We start from the raw sequence: 21,871 nt of genomic DNA, 5'->3' as shown, positions 1-21,871 counted from the left end.
CGGCGCACCGTGTCCGTGATCAGGCCGGCGGGCAGCGCGTCCGCCTGGAAGCGGTGCGCGGTGCGGTCCTCGGCGACGGCGGCGGGCAGCCCGCCCTCGACGTCGATCTCGACGTGCCGGCTCCGCGCGCCCGCGACGACCGCCTCCCGGATCCACGGCGGCAGCACCGCGCGGTCCGCGACCAGTGCTGCCGCGAGCAGCTCGACGGCCTGCGGGTCCTCCCCGATCGCGGCGAGCTCGCGGCCGATGCCCAGCAGGTCGTCGTCGACCCGGCCGGCGAGGGCGAGCAGCAGTTCGTGGGTGGTCAGGGCAGGTGGGGCCGACATGGGCCCTCCTTCGCTCAGCTCGCCCCGCTCGGCGTCGGGGTCGACGTGCCGGCGGGATCGTCAGTTGTCGCGGGGACGACAGCTTCTTCTTCGGGGGAGGCGGTGCGGGGGATGCGGGACCAGAGCACGGCGGACCCGAGGATCGCGGCCTGGTGGTAGGCGGGCGGCTCCAGGCCCGGAGGGAGCACCTCGACGCACGGCGTGCGGTCCCCGTGGGCGCGCAGCAGGCGCTGCAGGGTCCCGGTGAGCTCGAGCGGCCGGGCGGCGTCCAGCACCAGCAGCACGCGCTGCTCGCCGCGGGACCCGCGCCTGCTCTGCCGCAGCTCGACGGCCCCGGGGTCGCCGCGCACGACGGCCATCGCCCCGAGTGCGGCCAGGTCCGGCAGGCCGGGTCCGGCCGCGAACGGGTAGCGCGGCTCGTCCGGTCCGTTCAGCGGCAGGACGGCGTCGATCAGCCGGCGCTGCGGGCCGTCGCCGGCCGCGGCGACGAGCAGCTCGCGCTCGGACTCCGTCAGCGCGACCCGGTTGCGCAGCAGCGCCCGCGGCAGCAGCGCCGCCACGGGATCGACGGCCCCTGCGGCCAGCCAGTCCCGCAGCCGCCACAGCACGTCGTCGGGGAGCCGGCCGGCGAGCCGCAGTAGCAGCTCGTGCCCGGCCTCACCGGCGCTGCTCATCCGGAGCTCCTGGCCATCAGGAGACCTCGACGACCAGCTCGACCTCGACCGGCGCGTCCAGCGGCAGCTCCGCGACACCGACCGCGGACCGGGCGTGCAGCCCGGCCTCGCCGAAGACCTCGCCGAGCAGGTCCGACGCGCCGTTGATCACCTTCGGCTGGCCGTTGAAGCCGGGCGCGGAGGCGACGAAGCCGACCACCTTCACCACACCGGTGACCGAGTCCAGCCCCACCAGCGCGTCGACGGCGGCGAGCGCGTTGAGCGCGCACGTGCGCGCCAGGTCGTAGGCCTGCTCGGCGGTGACCGCGTCCCCGACCTTGCCGCTCAGCGGCAGAGCGCCGTCGACGAACGGCACCTGGCCGGCCGTGAAGACGAGCGAGCCGGAACGCCGGGCGGGGATGTAGGACCCCGCGGGAGCGGCGACCGCGGGCAGCGTCAGGCCCAGCTCGGCGAGCTTGCGGGACGGGGCCGTCACGAGGCCACCGGGCGCTTGAAGAACGCGACGAGCTGCTCCGGGTTCGCCCCCGACGTCACGGTGACCAGCTCCCAGCCGTCGCGGCCGAAGTTGTCCAGGATCGCCTTGGTGTTGTGGATCAGCAGTGGTGCGGTGAGGTATTCCCACCTCACGATGCCCGGAGAGCTCATGGCCGGGGACTGTAGTCGGGGGTGTTCACCCGGACGTGCGTCGGACCGGGTCGGGTCGACGGGCGGTCGGTGCCGGGCGGTTGGCCGGGCCGATGCGCCGGGCGCTCCGTAGGCTGGGGCCGTGACGTCATCCGGTTGGCCCGCCGAACTCGCCGGTGCCCGGCTCCACGTGGTGTCCGGCAAGGGCGGTACGGGCAAGACGACCGCCGCGGCGGCCCTGGCCCTCGCGCTCGCGTCGGGAGGCCGCCGCACCCTGCTCGTGGAGGTCGAGGGACGGCAGGGAATCGCGCAGGTCTTCGACACCGCGCCGCTGCCCTACGAGGAACGCCGCATCGCGGTCGCGCCCGGCGGCGGTGAGGTCCGCGCCCTGGCCGTGGACGTCGAGGCCGCGCTCCTGGAGTACTTCGAGATGTTCTACCGGCTCGGCATGGCCGGCCGGACCCTGCGCCGCATGGGGGCCGTCGAGTTCGCGACCACGCTCGCGCCGGGCCTGCGGGACGTGCTGCTCACCGGCAAGGTCAAGGAGTGCGTCTCCCGCACCGAGAACGGCCGCCCCGTCTACGACGCCGTGGTCCTCGACGCGCCGCCCACCGGCCGGCTGGTCACGTTCCTGGACGTCACCAAGGCGATGTCGGAGCTCGCCCGCACCGGGCCGATCCACAACCAGGCCGAGGGCGTCGTCGATCTCCTGCACTCGCCGCGGACGGCCGTGCACCTGGTCACCCTGCTCGAGGACCTGCCCGTCACGGAGACGCTGGAGACCGTGCGGGAGCTCGCCGAGGCGGACCTGCGGGTCGGCGCGGTGATCGTCAACCGGGTGCGCGAGCAGTGGCTCCCCGACCGGTCCGTGGCGCCCGCTGCGAACGGCCGCGTCGACGCCGCCCGGGTGCGGGCCGGGCTCGCCTCGGCCGGGCTGGACCTGCCGCCGGACGTGATCGACGGCCTGGTGGCCGAGACGGTCGAGCACGCCGTGCGGGTCGCGTCGGAGTCCGCGGCCGCGGCGCGCCTGGAGGCCGCCGCCGGCACCGAGCACCTCGCGCGCCTGGAACTCCCGCAGCTGCTCGACGGCGTGGACCTCGGCGCTTTGTACGAGCTCGCCGAGGCGCTCACCGCGCAGGGCGTCGGCACCACCGTGGGAGCGTCCGCGTGAGCCCTGCGAGGCCGCAGTTCCTGGACGTCGACGCGGTGATCGACGACCCGCAGACGAAGATCATCGTGTGTTGCGGTTCCGGCGGCGTGGGCAAGACCACGACGTCGGCCGCGCTGGCCCTGCGGGCCGCCGAGCGCGGCCGCAAGGTCGTCGTGCTGACGATCGACCCGGCCAAACGGCTGGCCCAGGCCCTGGGGCTGACCGAGCTGAGCAACGAGCCCGGCACCGTCCCCGGCATCGGTTCCACCGACGACGCGCAGGGCGAGCTGCAGGCGATGATGCTGGACATGCGTCGGACCTTCGACGACATGGTGCACACGCACGCCGCCCCGGACCGCGCCGAGAAGATCATCGCGAACCCCTTCTACCAGACGATCTCCTCGTCGTTCTCCGGCACGCAGGAGTACATGGCGATGGAGAAGCTGGGCCAGCTGACCGCTCGCGGGCAGTGGGACCTGATCGTCGTGGACACGCCGCCGTCCCGCTCCGCGCTGGACTTCCTGGACGCGCCGCAGCGGATGTCGAACTTCCTCGACGGCCGGATGATCCGGCTGCTCTCCTCGCCCGCGCGGGCCGGGGGCAAGGGCCTGCGCAAGATCGTCGGGGCGGGGTTCCAGCTGTTCGCGAAGGCCGTCTCGACGATCCTCGGCGGCCAGATGCTGGCGGACGCGTCGGCATTCGTGCAGGCCTTCGACACGATGTTCGGCGGGTTCCGCGAGCGGGCGACCAAGACCTACGAGCTGCTGCGCTCGCCGGGGACGGCGTTCCTGGTCGTCGCCGCGCCGGAGCCGGATGCGTTGCGGGAGGCCGCCTACTTCGTGGACCGGCTCTCCAGCGAGCAGATGCCGCTGGCCGGGCTCGTCCTCAACCGCACGCACCCGGTGTTCGCGCCGCTCTCGGCCACGGAGGCCAGGCACGCGGCGGGGAACGCGGGCTCGTCGCGGCTCGCCGCGGCAGTGCTGCGGCTGCACGCGGACCGGGTGGACCTCGCGGACCGGGAGGAACGGCTGCTGAGCCGCTTCGTGGGCGCGCACCCGGACGTCCCGGTGGCGCGGGTCCCGGCGGTGGCCGGGGACATCGCGGACCTCGACGGCCTGCGCGAGGTGGGCGAGCGGCTCGCGCAGCCCGACGGGAGGTCCGCGTCGCCGGAGCCGGCCGGGAAGGTCCACCACCTGTAGCCGCGGCCGGCGCCGTGACACGCCCGGGGGGCGGCCGCCCTCAGCCCGTCTCGGTGAGCCCCTCGGCGCCCGTGGTCTCCTCCGCGGCCGTCGCCATCCGCGCCGCGGACTCGTCCGCCGCCGACGCGTAGTGCGCGGCCCGGGCGTCGGACAGCAGCCGCGCCCAGGACGTCACCTCCGGGCGTTCCCGCAGCAGGGCGCGGCGCTCCCGTTCGGTCATCCCGCCCCAGACGCCGAACTCGATCCGCTGGTCCAGGGCGTGCGAGAGGCATTCGGTGCGCACCGGACAGGCCCTGCAGAAGTCTCGCACCCGCCGCTGCTCGGCGCCGGTCACGAAGAGCTCCTCGGCGTCGCCGGTGCGGCAGCGGGCCGCCCCGCGCCAGTTCCACCTGCCCGAATCCGCATCGCTGGCCACGTCCGCACCTCTCGCCGTCCTCGCAGTTCCCGACCCACGTCGGATTCTTCGAGAGATCACGGACCCCGGTAAGAACGCAGAACTACTCAACCTGACAGGAGCAGCATGTCCGGGGCGGTAACCTCCCACGTCGTGGCTCCCTCCCCCGATGTGTCGAGCAGCCGTCGTGACCTGAAGCGCCCCATCGCTCTCCTGCTCGGGCTGTGCCTGCTCGCCGGTGTCGTGACCGCGGGCATCGCGTTCCCGTTCGCCGCCGGCGTCGGCCTGCTGTCCAACGACGCGGGGGACAGCGTCAACAGCTCGTCCAGCACGCTGGTCTCCGGCAACCTGCCGCTGGCCACCACGCTGACGGACTCGAGCGGGCAGCCGATCGCCTACCTGTTCGACCAGAACCGCACCCAGGTCACCGCCGAGCAGATCTCGCCGGCGATGAAGGCCGCGATCGTCGCCATCGAGGACCGGCGCTTCTACCAGCACCAGGGCGTGGACTGGCAGGGCACGATCCGTGCGGTCGTCGCGAACTCGGCGTCCGGGGACGTCGTGCAGGGCGCCTCGACCCTCACCCAGCAGTACGTGAAGAACTACACGCTCTACGTCGAGGCCCAGACGGAGGCGGAGCGGCTCAAGGCCACCGAGCAGACGCCCGCGCGCAAGCTCAAGGAGGCGCGGATCGCCCTGCAGCTGGAGCGCCAGCTGAGCAAGGACGAGATCCTCACCCGCTACCTGAACATCGTCTTCTGGGGCAACGGGGCGTACGGCATCCAGGCCGCGGCCCGCACGTACTTCAACACCACCGCCGACAGGCTGACCGTCCCGCAGGCCGCGATGCTCGCCGGCATGGTCCGCAGCACCACCCAGTTCGACCCGGTGCAGAACCCGCAGGCCTCGCTGGACCGGCGCAACGTCGTCATCGGGGCGATGCGCGAGCAGGGCATGATCACCGACGACCAGGCGCGCCAGGCCGCGTCGTCGTCGCTGGGGGTCGCGAACCCGCTGACCGGCCGGCCCAACGGCTGCATCGGCGCCGGGGACGCGGGCTACTTCTGCAAGTACGTCGTGGAGTACCTGACCGACGCGGGCTTCTCGACCGAGCAGATCAACCGCGGCGGCTACACGATCAAGACCACGCTGGACCGGGACAAGCTCACCAAGATGAAGGCGTCGCTGGACGCCGAGGTGCCCCCGACCCAGCCGAACGTCGCGAACGTGATGTCGCTGGTCGAGCCCGGGCAGGACAAGCACAAGGTGCTCGCGATGGCGTCGAGCCGCACGTTCGGGCTGAACGCGGAGAAGCTGGAGACCAGCTACGGGCTGCCGTACCAGCCGGTCAACCTGGGCGCGGGCTCGGTCTACAAGATCTTCACGGCGTCGACGGCGCTGGAGAAGGGCCTGGGCATCAACTACCAGCTCACGGTGCCCCCCAGCGGGTACGCCTCGCCGATCTACATCGACGGCAACGGCCGGCCGATCCCGGTCGCGAACGCCGGGGACTACCCGGGCCAGATGAGCCTCACGGACGCCCTCGCGACCTCGCCGAACACCGCGTTCATCAAGCTCGAGGAGTTCACCGGCGTCCCGGACGTCGTGGACATGGCGGTGCGGCTGGGCATGAAGTCGCTGTCCACCACCCCGTTCGTGGACCCGAACACCGGCCGGCGCACGGACCGCTCGATCGCCGAGGTCACCAAGGCGCAGAAGCTGGCGTCGTTCACCCTGGGCGTCAGCCCCACCAGCGTGCTCGAGCTGGCCAACGTCGGTGCGACGATCGCCAGCCACGGCAAGTGGTGCCCGCCGAGCCCGATCGACACGATCACCGACGTCAACGGGGCCGCGGTGCCGCTCACCGAGGCGGCGTGCAACCAGGCCGTCGACCCCGGGCTCGCGGACACGATGTTCACCGCGCTGAGCAAGGACGACCAGATCGGCACGTCCGCCACGGCCGCCCGGCAGGTCGGCTGGGACCGGCCGATGGCCGGCAAGACCGGCACGACCCAGCAGCACAAGTCCGCCGCGTTCGTCGGCTTCCTGCCGAACCTCGCCGGCTCGGTGATCACCTTCGACAACTCCAACGCGCCCCGCCCGCTCTGCGACGGGGCGGGCGCCCCGTTCGCCTGCGGCAGCGGCACCATCTTCGGTGGCAAGACGCCGGCCGAGACGTGGTTCGGCGCGGTGAAGCCGATGGTCGACGGCACCCCGGTGCTCCCGCTGCCGCCGGTCGTGGACCGCTACCTGCAGGGTGGCGCCGAGTCCCGGGTGCCCGACGTCGTGGGCCGCGGCCAGAACGACGCCCGTTCCCTCCTCGAAGGCACCGGCTGGAAGGTCACCGTCACCACGGTGGACAACCTGGCCGCGCGCGGCACGGTCGTCGGGCAGAGCCCCCGGGGTACCGCGCTCCCGGGCGAGACGATCACGCTGCAGGTCAGCAGCGGGACCGTGCCCGCGCCGCCGCCCGCTCCGGGCACCGGCGGGGACGGCCGGGCCGCCCCGGCCAGCCCGGCCGGCAGGGCGGGGACCAGGGCGGTGGGAACGCCGGCGACGGGAACGGCGGGAACGGCTGACCCGTCACCCGGACGGGTCGCGTCCGCGGCGGAGCCCCGGGGGTCCGGCCTAGCATCTCGCGCATGGGTGAGGAAGGACCCGCGGACGCGGCCGTCCACCCGCCTGCTCCGGCCCCCGCGCCGCGCAAGGAGCCATGGCCCTCGGCGCGGCTGCGGGCGGCGAGGCGGGCGGACGGCACGGAACCGCGGCCGCGCCCGGTTCCCCGCCCCCCGGCCCCGCGCAAGCCCCCGCCACCCGAGCTGTGGGAGGGTCCCGCCGGCGTGCACCGGCCCCCGGTCGAGCACGAGCCGGACATCCTCGGCCTCTCCCGGCACGCCCGCAGCAGGCTCGGCAACCGGGCGTTCGCGTTGTTCTTCGTCCTGGTCTACGGCGTGATCCTGGTTCAGCTGATCGTGTCGCTGGTGAACCCGTGACCTCGGGTGAGGCCCGGTCGCTCTGAGAAGCCGCTGAGGCCCCTGACGTGCCCGCATCCCGGAACCGCCGGGCCACACAGCTACCCTGGGCGTGACTCGGCTGCCCGTGGGGCAGCCACCGCGGACCGGCCGGCCCCCCATCCGGCCCTTCCGGAGGAGGATGAGCGCGATCGTTTCCGACGCCGCTCCAAGCACGCCGTCGATCGCCGCGCCCACGTCGCACCGGGTTCGCAGCGTCCTGGCGATCCCCGCGTTCCGCCGGTTGTGGGCCGTCACCGCGGTGTCCGCCACGGGGGACTGGCTGAGCCTGCTCGCGCTGACCTCGCTCGCCACCCAGCTCACGAACGGGTACTCGGCGCAGAGCTTCGCCCTGGGCGGCGTCGTCGCGACCAAGCTCCTGCCCGCCCTGCTGGGCGGCGCGTTCGCCGGGGCCCTCGCGGACCGGTTCGACCGGCGACGCGTCATGGTCACCTGCGACATCCTGCGCTTCGGCCTGTTCGTGTCCATCCCGATCGTCGGGTCGCTGTGGTGGCTCTTCGCCGCGACGTTCCTCATCGAGGTCTGCGCGATGTTCTGGATCCCGGCCAAGGACGCGGCGGTCCCGAACCTGCTGCGCCGCCCGGACCAGGTGGAGACGGCCAACCAGCTCGCCCTGGTGATGACCTACGGCGTCGCCGTGCTCCTCGCCTCCGGGCTGTTCACGATCATCTCGAGCTCCGGCTCGCTGTTCGCGGGCAGCTCGCCGATCACCACGGTCTACGTGGCGCTGATGCTCAACGGCTGCGCGTACCTGCTCACCGCGGCCACGGTCTGGTTCTTCATCAAGGAGATCTCCGGCCGGACGGGCCCGCGGGCGCAGGGGGACAAGCCGCCGGGTCTGCTCGCCCTGCTCAAGGACGGCTTCACCTTCGTCGTCAGCACGCCGCTGGTGCGCGGTCTCGTCATCGGCATCATCGGGGCGTTCACGGCGGGCGGCGCGGTCATCGCGACGGCCAAGCTCTACTCCGCGAGCCTCGGCGGCGGGGACGCGTCCTACAGCCTGCTGTTCACCGCCGTGTTCATCGGCCTCGCGATCGGCATGGGCGCCGCGCCGCGGCTGGCGCGCAGGCTCCCGCACAACCGCCTCTTCGGCACCGCGATCGTCGCCGCCGGCTTCGCGCTCTGCCTCGTCGCGCTCGCGCCGCACCTGGTGGTCGCGCTCCTCACCGTCGCGCTCGTCGGCGCGTTCGCCGGGATCGCGTTCCTGACCGGGCTGACGATCATCGGTTCCCAGGTGGCGGACGAGGTGCGCGGCCGGGTGGTCGCGTTCGTCCAGTCCCTGGTCCGGCTGGTCCTGCTCGGGGCGATGTCGGTGGTCCCGCTGCTGGTCGGCGTGGTCGCCTCGCGCACCGTGGACCTCTTCGGGCGTGAGTTCCAGATCGACGGCACGCGGCTGGTCCTGTTCGGGGGTGGTCTCGTGGCCGCGGTCGTCGGCAGCTTCGCGTACCGGCAGATGGACGACCGGCGGCTCGAGCCGCTGCTCCCGGATCTGCTCGCGGCCCTGCGCCGCGGGGACCGCCGGCACTCCGGCGTGTTGATCGCGGTCGAGGGCGCCACCCCGGCCGAGACCGCGGACCAGACGAACCGCCTCGCCGAGTCGCTCCGCGCCCAGGGGCACACCGTCGTCGTCCCGAGTGACGGCGAGTCGGAGAGCGCCCGCTGGGTCACCGCGATGCGGGACGTCGAGTTCTCCGGTGCGCGTGCCCAGGCCCTCGCCGCCGCCGCGCTCCGCGCGGACCTGGTGGAACGCGTGGTGCGCCCGGCCCTGGCGGACGGCGCGGTCGTGGTCATGGACCGGTTCGTCGCGAGCCCGCTCGTGCAGTTCGGCGTGGTCGCGGACCGGATGAACGCCGAGCTCGGTGCCGGCGAGCTGGAGAGCCTTGCCGTCTGGGCCACCGGCCGGCTCCGCCCGGACGTGTCGGTCCTGCTGGACCGCGCCCCCGCCACGGGCGAGGACCCGGCGCCCAAGACCCCGCCCGGGGTCGCCGGCGAGGAGCACGTCCGCGTGCAGCGGCTGCTGACCCGCATGGCGGCGGCCGAGCCGCACCGCTACGTCGTGGTCGATGCCGACGGCGAGCCCGCCGAGGTCGCCGCGCGGGTCGCCGCGGGGCTCGCGCCGGTGCTGAAGCCCGCCGCCGGGCGCGCGCCGGACGACGCGCTGGTCGGCCCGCCCGAGGAGCGCATCGAGGCCGCCGGGGAGCCGGAGGTCAGGCCGTGAGCGAGCGCGCGAGCGAACCGTGGACACAGCGCCTGCGCGCAGCGCCGACCTCGCGCAGCGAGGGAGTGCGATGAGCGTGTGGCGGGACGTGGTGGGTCAGCCCGCCGCCGTCGAGGAGCTGGACCACGCCGCGCGCAACCCCTCCGCGATGACCCACGCCTGGCTGTTCACCGGGCCGCCCGGCTCGGGTCGCTCCGTCGCCGCCCGCGCCTTCGCCGCCGCGCTGGAGTGCCCGGAGTCCGGCTGTGGCGAGTGCCAGGCCTGCCGCACGATCATGTCGGGCACGAACGCGGACGTGCGCGAGGTCGTGCCCGAGGGACTGTCGATCTCGGTGGCCGAGATGCGCGCGCTCGTGCAGCTCGCGGCGCGCCGCCCGTCCACCGGCCGCTACCAGATCCTGATCATCACGGATGCGGACCGGCTGACCGAGGGCGCGTCGAACGCCTTGCTCAAGGCCGTCGAGGAGCCTGCGCCCCAGACCGTGTTCCTGCTGTGCGCGCCGTCGGATCATCCGGAGGACGTCCCCGTCACCATCCGCTCCCGGTGCCGGCTCGTACCCCTGCGCACGCCGGTACCCGAGGCCGTCGCGGAGGTGCTCGTGGAGCGCGACGGGATCGACCCCGAGACCGCGGCCTGGGCCGCGTCGGTGTCGGGCGGGCACGTCGGCCGCGCGCGCCGGCTCGCCCGGGACCCCGAGGCGCGCGAACGCCGCGAGCGCATCCTGGGCGTCCCGCTGAAGCTGCGGAACCTCGGCGACGCGTTCGCCTTCGCGGACACGCTCGTGCGCTCCGCGGAGGCCGAGGCGGCGGACGTCAGCGGTACGCGTGACGCGGCCGAGCGCGAGGAGCTCTCGATCGCCATGGGCGCCGGCGGCACGGGCAAGGGCGCGGCCACCGCGGCCCGCGGCGCCAAGGCCGCCGAGCGCGAGCTCGAGCGCAGGCAGAAGTCCCGGGCCACCCGGACCCAGCGGGACGCGCTGGACCGCGCCCTCGTCGATCTGGCGGGGTTCTTCCGGGACGTCCTGGTGGCAGGCAGCAGCGCCCGGGTCGCGCTGGGCAACCCGGACCGGGACGCCGACGTCCGCCTCGCCGCCCGGGAGTGGACGCCCGAGTCGACGCTGCGCCGCCTCGAGGCCGTCCTCGCCTGCCGGGACGCGCTGGAGCTGAACGTGAAGCCCCGGATCGCCGTCGAGGCGATGATGACCTCGCTCCACACGGGTTGAGCCCCCGGGAGTCCCGGGTAGGTCTCCCGCATAGAGGACAACGACATTCGCCAGGACGTGACCCGCGAGTTCGTCGCCGCGCTGCGCGCCGCGGAGCAGAAGGGCGACGTCGAGGACCTCGTCGCGCTGTTCGCCGACGACGCCGAGCTCTTCCGGCTCGACGGCGCCGGCACCCGTCGCGGCGAGGCGCAGGAGTTCTGGCAGCAGTACGTGGACCAGTTCAAGGAGATCAGCACGCAGTTCACCAACGTGGTCGAGGGCGACGGCGACGCCGGCCTGGAGTGGCAGAGCACGGGCACGCTGGCCAACGGGCGCGACATCGACTACGTCGGGTCCACCTTCCTGACCTTCGAGGACGGCAAGATCCTCGGGGTGCGGACCTACTACGACACCGCCGCGTTCCTCGAGGTCCCGGCCTCGACGGGCTGAGACCCGCGCCGGACCGTCGCGGGCCGCGACCTCGACCGCCCGGCCCCGCTGCTCCGTGCTGGTCCTTCCCCGGCGACCAGACGTCAGGCGATCCGCAGCCCGGTGCTGACCTTCATCGCCAGACCGTCGTCCGCAAACTGCCGGGTCCGCGAACTGCCGGACAGCCCGGCGGACCCGCCCGTGCAGGTGACAGCCGGGGGGTCGGTGAGGGCGTCGCAGGCGGTTGCTACGCTTGCTCCGCACCACGCCGCCTTAGCTCAGTCGGTTAGAGCGACGCACTCGTAATGCGTAGGTCTGGGGTTCGACTCCCCAAGGCGGCTCCATTTTCGCAGGTCAGAGGCTTGTTGTGTAGCCTCGGTCGAGGCTCTGCTAGCGTCGTGGCCTCCATTCGCAGCCTTTCTGCAGGTCAGAGAGATGTGCCGTGGCCTCCTCCGTGTGCGTAGCTCAGTTGGTGCATGTCCGGCAGGAGTTCGTCTGGTAGCTGGGTTCGGCCGGTCATGAGGGCACGACGGTGCTGGGGCCGGGTGGCCGGATACATCCGCACGGGCCATTCGCGGGACGACCTGGAGGAGCTCTACGGCGATCCGCTGGCTGTGTGGCGCGAGTGGACTGTCGACGTGCGCGGGCGAGGGATCGACTCGGTCTTCAGCCGGGTCCGGGACCGTTCGCAAGGTCGCGGCGTCCGCCGGGCTCGGCGGTCACGGCCCCCGTCCGTGCCGTCGGGGTTCACGGCTGGGACGGCATCGGTGACCTCGATGGCCGCCAGCAGCCGCCAGAAGTTGAAGTCCCGCTTCTGCTCTACGTTGTGGGGGCGCAGCGCGAGGCTTTCGGCGATGTTGAGCAGGTCCTTCTCGTCCTTGGATGAGCTTCGGGGCGGCCTTGAGCAGGTCTTCACGCTCGTCGACGACTCAGCCGAGCGCGACTACCGCGACACGCTTGTCCTCGGCTCCGGCCGCGATGATTTTCGGGCCTTGTCGGCGTCTTTCCCTCGACGAGTCGACGAAGGGGGTACCGGTGAGCGATGTCAGGGTGTTGGTGGCGGGGGCGAGCATCGCGGGGCCGGCGTTGGCCCATTGGTTGCGCCGGCGGGGTGCCGAGGTGACCGTGGTGGAGCGGGCCCCCGGGCTGCGTCCCGGTGGGCAGGCGGTGGACGCGCGCGGGGTGGCCAAGGAGGTCATCCGGCGTATGGGGCTGGACGCGGCGGTACGCGCGGCCTGCACGGAGACCGTCGGCGCGTACACGGTGGACGTGGACGGGAACGTACTGGAGACCTACCGCGCGGACGACGACGGCGGCGACGGGTACATCTCGGAGATCGAGATCCTGCGCGGGGCCCTGTCCCGGGTGCTTCACGAGGACACCCGGGACGGTGTCGAGTACGTCTTCGGCGACCGGATCGCCGAGCTCACCCAGGACGCGGACGGCGTCGACGTGCTCTTCGCCGGCGGCGAGCGGCGGCACTTCGACCTGGTGATCGGGGCGGACGGGCTGCACTCGGGCTTGAGGGCGATGGTCTTCGGGCCGCGCGAGCGGTTCGTCCGCCACCTCGGGCTCGTGCTGGCCTTCTACAGTGTGCCCAACGAGTTCGGGCTGGATCGCTGGCTGATCGACTACCAGGACTCCGGGCGTTCGGCGGGTCTGCGCCCCATCCAGGACGCCACCCGGGCGATGGCCATGTTCTCCTTCCCTTCTGCCGACTTCGACGTCGACTACCGCGACGTCGCGGCCCAGAAGCGCCTGCTGCGTGAGCGGATGGCCGGTTTCGGGTGGCTGACCCCGCGCATCCTCGACCACCTCGACAACACCCCGGACTTCTACCTCGACCAGGTCGCCCAGGTGGTGATGGACCGCTGGTCGAAGGGGCGGGTGGGGCTGCTCGGGGACGCGGCGTTCAGCTCGTCGCCGATGTCCGGGCAGGGCACCGGGCTGGCCCTGGTCGGCGCGTACCTGCTGGCCGGAGAGCTCGCTGCCGCCGGGTGGGACCCCGCGGCCGGGTTCGCAGGCTACGAGGCGCGGATGCGCCCGTTCGTCGAAGCCAACCAGGAGATCGGCCGGATGCACGCGCGCAGCCGCGACGTCTCCGGGCCGGAGGCCGAGCCGGTCCCGGAGCCCGACATGGAGTCGCTCATGGAGCTGGTCGAGCGCGCGATCAACGGCGTCGAGCTCCCCGACTATGCAGGGGTGCCGGACTCCGGGGCGCCGGCCGGACCGCCGATCACTCCGTCGGCCAGGCCGAAGGCCACCGTCTGGACCGACGAGCAGCGCTGAGCGATGTTCTCGGGTCGCCTCGTGCTGGCGAAGACGTCGAAGGTGGAGGAACTGATCATCGTTGAGGTCTTCGCCCTCCTCGAATTGTCTCCGTCGACCGGCCAGTCGGTGAACGAGCTCGCCAACCCGGACGCACCCCCGCGGAAGCTGCCGTGTCGGCGGGGGCGCCGGGATGCTCACCTACCTGATTCTTGAGCGCGAGCGAGAGGTCCAAGTCGTTTCGTTGCTCTGGGCCGGCTGAGCAACGACCGCGTGGCCTCCTTCGTGGCCTCCAACTGGTTTTCACGATGCCGGTGATGCGCCGCAACGAGCCGCTGAACTGCATTGATGCGATTGACGCCTGTCGTGACCCCGGAGACGGAAATTCTCGCGATGCGTAGGTATAGGGTTCGACTCCCCAAGGCGGCTCCACCACCTACCAGCGACAACGCTGGACCGCATGATCGTTCTCGGTCGAGTTGGTTTCGCTTCTGGTTGCAGTTAGGCCCTGCGGGCCCGTCGAAGAAGCCCGGCCAGGACGGCCACGGTGTGCTGCGGTCACTTGGGCGGCTGGTAGACCTGGGTGACCTTGGCGGCGTTGCGCATGATGTTCAGGCCGTCGTCGACGCTGATCAGTGGTGTGGTCGTCATCGAGCGCAGCGCACCGCCGGCCGCGGTGGCGATGGCCCAGGCGGCGACCGCGGCGTCGTCGGGGAACTCGACGATCGCAACCAGGTCGTGGGTGCCGAAGGCGTAGAACGCGCTCTCCATCCGGCCACCGACGGCGTCCGCTGCGCGGCCCACCCGCTCGCGGACGTCCTGCGGGTTGCGGATCTGCGCGGCCCAGCTCTCGGGGGTGTAGCCGACCTGGCTGAGGTAGTACGGCATGAGAACTCTCCTTCTCTACTCGGGCTTGCGGTTCCAGGCCGTGTGCACGGATTTCGAGGCGGCGTGCCGCGCGTTTTCTGGACTTCGTGACGGTGCAGTCGGGACGAGCGGGGCCGGCGTTACCGGCTACGGCCTTCCGGTTCGCGAGGGATGTTCCGGGAATGTGACCGTGGCTAGCGGGACATGAGTGCGCGAACCTCGGGAGGAATGGTGTCTTGCTGTGCGCGAGCCATCACGCTCTATTCGATGCGGGTGTACTAACGATTGATCAGGATCACAGAATCGCGTGTCCTCTGAACGGTTCATCGGCTAAGCGGTGGACTGGGGCCGATCAAAACGTGACCATGGCTCTTGACGGTCGCGCCCTGAGGCTGCCAATGGACGCGAGAGTGCATCCGTCGCCGGACTATTTTGAATACCGCGCCGCCAGTCGGTGAGGACGTCGAGGCAGGGCGACTGAGCCAGGGTCTCGTGTGTACGTCAGACGAAGAGCCGGGGCAGCAGGTCTCGGCTGCTGGCACGGAGGTCATCGAGTGCTGCCGCCGAGCCGGCGAGGTGGCGCTGCAGCGCCTGCTGGAACAGCCCGTCGAACATCGCGTAGGCCGCGGAGGGCGAGCAGGTCGGCCGGGTCCCGGTGAGGTCGGCGTAGGCGCGGACGAGGCGCCAGATCATGTCCTGCAGGCTGCCGTCGATCTCGGCGACGTCGTCGCGGAAGGCCTCCTCGAACAGGGACTGCGAGCGCAGGTCGTACCAGAGCCGGTGCATGAGCGGGGCGTCGGCGAGCGTGGCGGCCAGCCCGTTCCCGCAGGCTGCGGCGAGCTCGTCGGGTGTGGACGCCTCGGCGACGAGGCCCTCGTAGCGCTGCACGCAGGCGGCCTTGTAGCGCCGCACGCAGTAGGTGATCAGATCGATCTTGTCGGCGAAGTAGTAGTGCAGGAGCCCGTGGGAGAACGACGTGTTGTCCGCGATCGTGCGCAGGCTGGTGCGCGCGTAGCCGAGGTCTGCCAGGGTCAGCAACGCCGCGTCGGCGAGTTCGCGGCGGCGGTCCTCGAACTTGTCGACACGGGACTGCAACCGCACGGCGGCTGAGCTGGGCATGGGGCGACGATACCCAACGAGTGGATTTCCTGACCACTCGTCCAAGAAAATCTTGACATCCGTCCAAGATCAGGCCACGGTCGTGCCTGCCACCACTGGTGCTGACGAAGATCGAGAGACGACGATGTCGCTGACCTCCTATTTGGACAAGGGTGCCTCCCTGGATCCCGAGGCGTCCTGCCTGACCCTGGACGGGGCGTCGCTGTCGTACGGCGAGGTCGTCGAGCTCTCCCACGCGATCGCCAGGGCGCTGCGACGCTCGGGCGTCGAGCCCGGGGACAAGGTCGGCATCCTCTCGGCCAACGACCCGACCGCGTTCTCGTGCGTCTTCGGGATCGCCCGGGCGGGCGCGGTGTGGTGCCCGATCAACCCGCGCAACGCAGCAGGCGAGAACGCGGAGCTGCTCGACCTGTTCGACTGCTCCGCGTTGATCTTCCAGCCGGCCTTCGACGAGCTGGTCGCCGCGATCGCCCCGAAGCTCCCGAAGCTGACCACGCTCGTCCGGCTCGGCAACGGCGACGACCTGGCGCAGGCCTTCCACCCCTGGCTCGACGCCGCCCGGGACGATCCCTCCGCCGAGGCCGCGCAGCCCGAGGACGTGGTGGCACTGGTCGGCACCGGTGGCACCACCGGGCGCCCCAAGGGGGTCATGCTCACCGATCGCAACATCGAGGCGATGTCGGCGATCACGCTGATGAGCTATCCCTTCGAAGGGCGTCCGATCTACCTGGCCCAGGCTCCGCTGACCCACGCGGCCGGCGTGCTGTGCTTCCCGATCCTCGCCCGCGGCGGGGAGGTCGTGATCATGGCCAAGCCCGATGTCGGCCGGTTCCTGGAGCTGATCGAGCGGCACCGGGTCACTCACACCTTCCTGCCGCCGACGCTGATCTACATGGTTCTCGGGCACACGGCACTCGACAGCACGGACCTGTCGTCGCTGCAGTGCTTCTGGTACGGCGCGGCGCCGATGTCGGCGGCCAGGCTGGCCGAGGCACTCGACCGCATCGGGCCGATGGCGCAGCTCTTCGGGCAGTCCGAGGCCCCGATGATGATCTCGACGATGTCACCGGCCGAGCACCGCCTGCCCGACGGGACGATCGACACCGCACGGCTGTCCTCCGCGGGCCGGCCCTCGCCGCTGGTCACGGTGGCGATCCTCGACCAGCAGGGCCGGCCCGTACCGCGCGGGGAGCGGGGAGATCTGCGTCCGGGGCTCCCTGGTGATGGCCGGCTACTACCGCAACCCGGAGGCCACGGCCGAGACGTCCGCCCACGGCTGGCACCACACCGGTGATATCGGCTACCTCGACGAGGACGGTTACCTGTACATCGTGGACCGTGCCAAGGACATGGTGATCACCGGCGGGTTCAACGTCTACTCCGCCGAGGTCGAGCAGGCGCTGATGGCCCACGACGCCGTCCGCGACTGCGCGGTGATCGGCCTGCCCGACGAGAAGTGGGGCGAACGGGTCACCGCCGTGATCCAACTCCAACCTCACGCCGAGGTCGACGTCGACGACCTCATCGCGTTCGTCAAGGAGCGCATCGGCAGCGTCAAGGCGCCCAAGCAGATCGAGATCTGGGCTGATCTTCCCCGCTCCACCATCGGTAAGATCCTCAAGACAGAGATCCGCGTCACACTCTCGGGCCGCTGACCGAATCAGCGCTCGCCACATGCATGCCGCAAGGAGGCCGCATCATGAAGCTCGCTCTCTACCTGCCGAACTTCCGCGACAAGGTGACCGTCAAGGAGCTGGAGGACCTCACCGCGCTCGCCGAGGACCTCGACTTCGACTCGGTGTGGACGCTCGACCGGATCGTCGTCCCGGAGGCGTCGGACCGGCAGGAGCTGCAGTACTCGTTCGGCATGATGGAGGGCCTGCCCAAGGCCCTGCCGGTGTCCTCGCGCGGCGAGTGGCTCCAGGGGATGCCGCTGATCCCGTGGCTCGCGGCGAAGACGTCGAAGGTCCGGATCGGCATGAGCATCATCGACACGCCGTACCGCGCCCCCGGCGTCCTGGCCGCCGAGATGGCCACCATCGACCACCTCTCGAACGGCCGGCTCAACGTCGGCGTCGGGTCCGGGTGGATGCCCGAGGAGTTCGCCGCCTCGAGCGCCTCGCACATCTTCCCGAAGCGGCACAAGCACGTGCGCGAGACGATCGAGATCATGCAGGGCATCTGGGGCAACGACCTCTTCGAGTACCACGGCGAGTTCGCGGACTTCGAGCGGTGCGGGTTCGGGGTGAAGCCGCTGCAGAAGCCGGGACCGCCGATCTTCTTCAGCGGGCTGAAGGACCCGGAGCGGGCGGCGAAGCGCGTCAGCAAGTACGACCTCGCGGGCTGGATCGGGATCCAGGACTCCCCGGAGGACATCGCGACGTGGCGCGGCGGGATCGAGCGCGAGCTCGAGAAGCTCGACAGCCCCCGCAAGGTCGACGACCTCGAGATCAGCAGCATGCTCTGGACGGTGATCCTGGACGAGGACGTCGACCAGAGCCCGGCAGGCAAGGCCACGAACCTGATGGTGGGCTCCGAGCGGCAGATCACCGACCGCCTGAAGGCGTACAAGGAGGCCGGGATGACGATGCCGCTCATCTGGCCGCCGTTCGCGGACGTCCCGGTGGCGAAGACGCTCGACGACCTCAAGCGGCTCAAGAACGACATCATGCCGAAGGTCGAGGCCTCCTGAGAAGTCGGTTCCGCCCGTCCCACAACGAAGTGAGAGGAAGAGGATGTCCGAGCTCGAGGGTAAGCGGGTCTTCGTCACCGGGTCCGGTGCCGGGATCGGCAAGGCGATCGCGACGCTGTTCACGCAGCGCGGCGCCCGGGTCGTGATCAGCGACATCGACGCCGACGCGGCCAAGAAGGCGGCCGAGGAGATCGGTGCGGCGGGCGTCGCCAACTGCGACGTCACGGACGAGGGCCAGGTGCAGGCCGCGATCCAGCAGGCGGTCGACCTCCTCGGCGGCCTCGACGTGCTGGTGAACAACGCCGGGATCGAGGTCTCCTCGCCGCTGCTGCAGCAGTCCACGGAGAGCTTCGACAAGATCTACGCGGTCAACGTGCGAGGTCCGTTCGTCGCGATGAAGGCGGCGATCGGGCACTTGATCGAGTCGAAGGGCAACGTCGTCAACATCTCCTCGATCGCGGGTATCGGTGGCAGTCCGCTGCTCGGCTCCTACTGCGCGACCAAGGCGGCGCTGATCCAGATGACCCGGGTCGCCGCGGTGGAGATGCGCCCGACGGGCGTGCGGGTCAACGCGGTCTGCCCGGGCTTCGCCGACACCGCCATGGTCGAACGGCTCGTCCCGGACTTCGAGGCGGCGACCCAGGTCCCGTTCGGCGACCTCGTCGCCATGAAGCAGGGCAGGCTCGGCACGCCGGAGGACATCGCCGAGGTGGCCGCGTTCCTCGCATCCGACCGGGCGTCGTGGGTCACCGGCAGCCACTATGTCCTCGACGGCGGGCTGACCGCGTCCCTCGTGTGACGATGTCGACGGGCCCGCCCGGCCGGGCCCGTCGACAGGGAGGCGGTGCCGATGACCGACACGCTCTGGAGCCCGACGGCGGCCCGTATCGAGAACTCCGCCCTGCGCGAGTATCTGAACTGGTCGGAAGAGCGCGAGGGGCGGCCGTTCCCTGATCACGATGCCTTCTGGGCGTGGTCGGTGGAGGACATCGACCGATTCTGGCTGTCCATTGTCGACTACTTCGGGGTCGAGTTCTCCGCGCCGTGGACGCAGGTGCGCACGGCTGACCCGATGCCGCACACCCGGTGGTTCACCGGGGCGCGGCTGAACTGGGCGCAGCACGCGTTGCGCCGCGGGGCCGACGACGCCACCGCGCTGGTGTGCGTCCAGGAGGGTGGCGCGCCCGCGCGCGAGATCACCTGGGGCGCCCTGCGCCGCTCGGTGGCGGCGGCGGCCGGTTGGCTGCGTCGGGCGGGCGTGCGCCCCGGCGACCGGGTCTGCGCCTACCTGCCGAACACCGAGCACGCGGTGATCGGCCTCCTCGCCGCCGCCGCGGTCGGCGCGGTGTGGTCGTGCTGCTCCCGGACTTCGGCGCCGAGGGCACCATCGGCCGCCTCGCGCAGCTCGAGCCCAGCGTGCTCATCGCGTCGGACGGCTACCACTGGAACGGCAAGGAGATCGACCGCAGCGACGTCGTCGCGAAGCTGCGCGAGCAGCTTCCGACGGTGCATCACTTCGTCCACGTGCCGTACCTGTTCGACCGGCCGCACCCTGAGGGCTCGATCCCGTGGGACGAGTTGCTGTCGCAGGAGGAGCCGCTCGAGTTTGAGCAGGTCGAGTTCTCCCACCCGCTGTGGGTGCTGTTCACCTCGGGCACCACGGGTCTGCCCAAGGGCCTGGTCCACGGCCACGGCGGGATGACGCTGCAGGGTCTGATGTGGTCCGGGTTGTACTGCGGGCTGCGCGAGGGCGAGCGGATGTTCGCCTTCACCTCGACCGGCTGGGCGCTGTGGAACATGCAGCTGGGCGCGCTCACCCGGGGCGCGAGCATCGTGCTGTACGAGGGCAGCCCCGGCCACCCGGCGGGCGCGGTCTTCGAGGTCGCGGCCCGTACCCGGGCGGACGTCATGCTGCTCGGCGCCGCCGTGGTCACCGCGACGGCGGACACCGGGGTGTCGCCCCGGCAGGAGCACGACCTGAGCCGGCTGCGGCACGTGATGGTCAGCGGCTCGGCGCTGCCCTCGGCCGGCTACCACTGGGTGATGGAGCACGTCGGCCCAGACGTGCGGATCGACTCGACCAGCGGCGGCACCGACATCTCCGGCGCGTTCGTCGGCGCCAACGAGTACGCCCCGGTCCGGGTGGGGCGCATCGGCGGCCGGCTCGCCGGCGTCGACTGCGCGGCCTGGGACTCCGGCGGCCGTCCGGTCGTCGACTCGGTGGGGGACCTCGTCGTCACCCAGCCGATGCCGTCGATGCCGGTGCACCTGTGGAACGACCCGGACGCGGCGCGCTACACGGAGTCGTACTTCGAGACCTGGCCCGGCGTCTGGCGGCACGGGGACTGGGTGACGCTGTACTCCGACGGCAGCCTCGCCATCCACGGCCGATCGGACTCGACGCTCAACCGGCAGGGCGTGCGGCTGGGCAGCAGCGACTTCTACGACGTACTCGAGACCATGCCGGAGATCACCGAGACCCTGGTGGTCGGGGTCGACCAGCCCGACGACGGGTACTGGCTGGGCCTGTTCGTCGTCCCGGCCCCCGGGCACGCGCTCGACGAGGACCTGAAGCAGCGGATCGTCACCACGCTACGGACCCGTCTGACGCCCCGTCATGTCCCGGACGAGATCGTCGAGGCGCCCGCCGTGCCACACACCCTGAGCGGCAAGCGGCTCGAGGTCCCGATCAAGAAGCTGCTGACCGGCAGGCCGCTGGAGAAGGCTGCGAACATCGCTTCCGTCGACGACCCCGACGCGCTGCGCTGGTACGCGCGGTTCGCGGCCGACCGGCTGGAGTAGCCCATGCGCCTGGGTGCGACGCTCGCCCACCTGTCCGACGCGCGGCCGTTCGCGGTCGCCGAGTGGGCGAGACGGCTGGTGGGTGCCGGCTTCGAGAGTCTGTGGACACCCCAGATCATCGGACGCGGCTCCCTGGTCCCGGACCCGTTCGTGACGGTTGCGGTGGCGGCCACGGCCACCGAGGGGGTGGAAGTGGGAACGGCCACCGTGCAGGTGCCGCTCCATCATCCCGCCGACCTCGCGCACCGGATCCTGTCGCTGATGTCCGTGTGTGGTGACCGCCTGACCCTCGGCATCAGCCCTGGATCGACCGAGGCCGACTACGCCGCTCTCGACCGGGACTACCTCGCGCGCTTCCGAACCTTCGACCAGAACGTGGCGCGGCTGCGGGTCCTGCTCGCCCACGGGCGGGACGAGCGCGCCGACCTCGCCCCCGCAGCCACTGCCACCGGCGGGCCGCCGCTCCTCCTCGGCTCGTGGGGTGCCAACGTCGAGCGGGCCGCCCGGGAGTTCGACGGCTGGCTGGCCTCCGGATACCGCCGCACGACCGACCAGATCATCGCTGCCCACGAGCGGTACCGGGCCGCCGGTGGCCAACGGGCCATCGTGTGCGCTGTCCGGCTGTCCGGAACGGACGACCTCGGGCCCACCGGCGAGCAGCTCCAGCGCTACGCGGAGGCCGGCTTCGACGACGCCGTCGTGCTGATCGAACCAGGGGGGCCGGATCCCGAAAAGGTCAGAGCCCTCCTTCCATGAGACGCCAAGGCCCCCGAGCTCATTCTGAAACCAATTTCCGGTTCAGAGTCCGTTTCAGAATATCTCTTGCGTCTGCTGTATACGGAGGGCTTCAGCTGGTTGCCGTGCGTGAGTGAGGTC

16 protein-coding genes, 1 tRNA gene and 3 pseudogenes are annotated in these 21,871 nt (G+C 71.6%); 14 read left to right on the top strand and 6 right to left on the bottom strand.

Annotation, left to right across the window (positions count from 1 at the left end; all coding sequences use genetic code 11):
* Window positions 1–340 precede the first annotated feature (340 nt).
* From WBK50_RS30905 to WBK50_RS30895, 3 genes are read right to left on the bottom strand one after another with little or no spacing between them, the layout of a single operon-like run.
* Entirely contained in the window at window positions 341–1,000 is a 660-nt protein-coding gene (locus WBK50_RS30905; protein ID WP_341338940.1) for a hypothetical protein, read from the bottom strand.
* 16 nt (window positions 1,001–1,016) lie between these two features.
* On the bottom strand, window positions 1,017–1,475 hold the full coding sequence (locus tag WBK50_RS30900; protein WP_341338939.1) for a RidA family protein: 459 nt from the start codon (window positions 1,473–1,475) through the stop codon (window positions 1,017–1,019).
* A complete protein-coding gene (locus WBK50_RS30895) occupies window positions 1,472–1,645 on the bottom strand; it encodes a DUF4177 domain-containing protein (protein WP_297493341.1) in 174 nt (57 codons plus the stop codon). Before WBK50_RS30895 ends, WBK50_RS30900 begins: the two co-directional genes overlap by 4 nt.
* 121 nt (window positions 1,646–1,766) lie before the next feature.
* On the opposite strand from WBK50_RS30895, the gene WBK50_RS30890 reads away from it, so the two are divergent.
* Both WBK50_RS30890 and WBK50_RS30885 read left to right on the top strand, forming a co-directional pair.
* Window positions 1,767–2,795: an ArsA-related P-loop ATPase gene (locus tag WBK50_RS30890; protein ID WP_341338938.1), complete on the top strand. Its 1,029-nt coding sequence runs from the start codon at window positions 1,767–1,769 to the stop codon at window positions 2,793–2,795.
* Window positions 2,792–3,973, top strand: a complete 1,182-nt coding sequence (locus tag WBK50_RS30885; RefSeq protein WP_341338937.1) for an ArsA family ATPase — start codon at window positions 2,792–2,794, stop codon at window positions 3,971–3,973. The genes WBK50_RS30890 and WBK50_RS30885 overlap by 4 nt, the downstream gene beginning before the upstream one ends.
* A gap of 40 nt (window positions 3,974–4,013) precedes the next feature.
* On the opposite strand, the gene WBK50_RS30880 is transcribed toward WBK50_RS30885, so the two are convergent.
* Window positions 4,014–4,388 carry a WhiB family transcriptional regulator gene (locus WBK50_RS30880; RefSeq protein ID WP_341338936.1) on the bottom strand — a complete coding sequence of 125 codons (375 nt, stop codon included), beginning with the start codon at window positions 4,386–4,388 and terminating at the stop codon, window positions 4,014–4,016.
* 132 nt (window positions 4,389–4,520) lie between these two features.
* On the opposite strand from WBK50_RS30880, the gene WBK50_RS30875 reads away from it, so the two are divergent.
* The 6 genes from WBK50_RS30875 (at window position 4,521) to WBK50_RS30850 (ending at window position 13,536) form a co-directional block, all read left to right on the top strand.
* Window positions 4,521–7,322 carry a transglycosylase domain-containing protein gene (locus WBK50_RS30875; protein ID WP_341338935.1) on the top strand — a complete coding sequence of 934 codons (2,802 nt, stop codon included), beginning with the start codon at window positions 4,521–4,523 and terminating at the stop codon, window positions 7,320–7,322.
* 198 nt (window positions 7,323–7,520) lie between these two features.
* Window positions 7,521–9,617, top strand: coding sequence for a bifunctional MFS transporter/dTMP kinase (locus tag WBK50_RS30870; protein ID WP_341338934.1), 2,097 nt, complete (start codon window positions 7,521–7,523; stop codon window positions 9,615–9,617).
* A gap of 70 nt (window positions 9,618–9,687) precedes the next feature.
* Entirely contained in the window at window positions 9,688–10,839 is a 1,152-nt protein-coding gene (locus WBK50_RS30865; protein WP_341338933.1) for a DNA polymerase III subunit delta', read from the top strand.
* Between the two features lie 57 nt (window positions 10,840–10,896).
* Entirely contained in the window at window positions 10,897–11,268 is a 372-nt protein-coding gene (locus tag WBK50_RS30860) for a nuclear transport factor 2 family protein (RefSeq protein ID WP_341338932.1), read from the top strand.
* Between the two features lie 246 nt (window positions 11,269–11,514).
* A tRNA-Thr gene (locus tag WBK50_RS30855) sits at window positions 11,515–11,591 on the top strand.
* Window positions 11,592–12,282: 691 nt separating this feature from the next.
* Window positions 12,283–13,536, top strand: a complete 1,254-nt coding sequence (locus WBK50_RS30850; RefSeq protein ID WP_341338931.1) for an FAD-dependent monooxygenase — start codon at window positions 12,283–12,285, stop codon at window positions 13,534–13,536.
* Window positions 13,537–14,073: 537 nt separating this feature from the next.
* Here WBK50_RS30850 and WBK50_RS30845 read toward each other — a convergent pair.
* Entirely contained in the window at window positions 14,074–14,403 is a 330-nt protein-coding gene (locus WBK50_RS30845; RefSeq protein WP_341338930.1) for a GYD domain-containing protein, read from the bottom strand.
* 209 nt (window positions 14,404–14,612) lie between these two features.
* Here WBK50_RS30845 and WBK50_RS35510 point away from each other — a divergent pair.
* Window positions 14,613–14,840, top strand: a pseudogene (locus WBK50_RS35510) (hypothetical protein); the annotation flags it as partial.
* A gap of 43 nt (window positions 14,841–14,883) precedes the next feature.
* Here WBK50_RS35510 and WBK50_RS30840 read toward each other — a convergent pair.
* Entirely contained in the window at window positions 14,884–15,501 is a 618-nt protein-coding gene (locus WBK50_RS30840; RefSeq protein ID WP_341338929.1) for a TetR/AcrR family transcriptional regulator, read from the bottom strand.
* 124 nt (window positions 15,502–15,625) lie between these two features.
* On the opposite strand from WBK50_RS30840, the pseudogene WBK50_RS30835 reads away from it, so the two are divergent.
* The 5 genes and pseudogenes from WBK50_RS30835 (at window position 15,626) to WBK50_RS30810 (ending at window position 21,751) form a co-directional block, all read left to right on the top strand.
* A pseudogene (locus WBK50_RS30835) lies at window positions 15,626–17,156 on the top strand (acyl-CoA synthetase).
* Window positions 17,157–17,200: 44 nt separating this feature from the next.
* Window positions 17,201–18,193 (top strand): LLM class flavin-dependent oxidoreductase, encoded by a 993-nt coding sequence (locus WBK50_RS30830; protein WP_341338928.1) that lies wholly within the window; start codon window positions 17,201–17,203, stop codon window positions 18,191–18,193.
* Between the two features lie 43 nt (window positions 18,194–18,236).
* The gene (locus WBK50_RS30825; RefSeq protein WP_341338927.1) at window positions 18,237–18,992 is read left to right on the top strand and encodes an SDR family NAD(P)-dependent oxidoreductase; all 756 of its coding nucleotides are present in this window, start codon (window positions 18,237–18,239) and stop codon (window positions 18,990–18,992) included.
* Window positions 18,993–19,043: 51 nt separating this feature from the next.
* Window positions 19,044–20,995: pseudogene (locus tag WBK50_RS30815) on the top strand (acetoacetate--CoA ligase).
* A 3-nt stretch (window positions 20,996–20,998) separates the two neighbouring features.
* On the top strand, window positions 20,999–21,751 hold the full coding sequence (locus WBK50_RS30810) for an LLM class flavin-dependent oxidoreductase (protein WP_341338926.1): 753 nt from the start codon (window positions 20,999–21,001) through the stop codon (window positions 21,749–21,751).
* The last annotated feature ends 120 nt before the right edge of the window (window positions 21,752–21,871 follow it).

This window comes from Pseudonocardia sp. T1-2H, from assembly GCF_038039215.1.
Classification (GTDB): domain Bacteria; phylum Actinomycetota; class Actinomycetes; order Mycobacteriales; family Pseudonocardiaceae; genus Pseudonocardia.
Note: the sequence above shows the minus strand (reverse complement) of the source record. Positions and strands in the feature narration are given on the sequence as shown.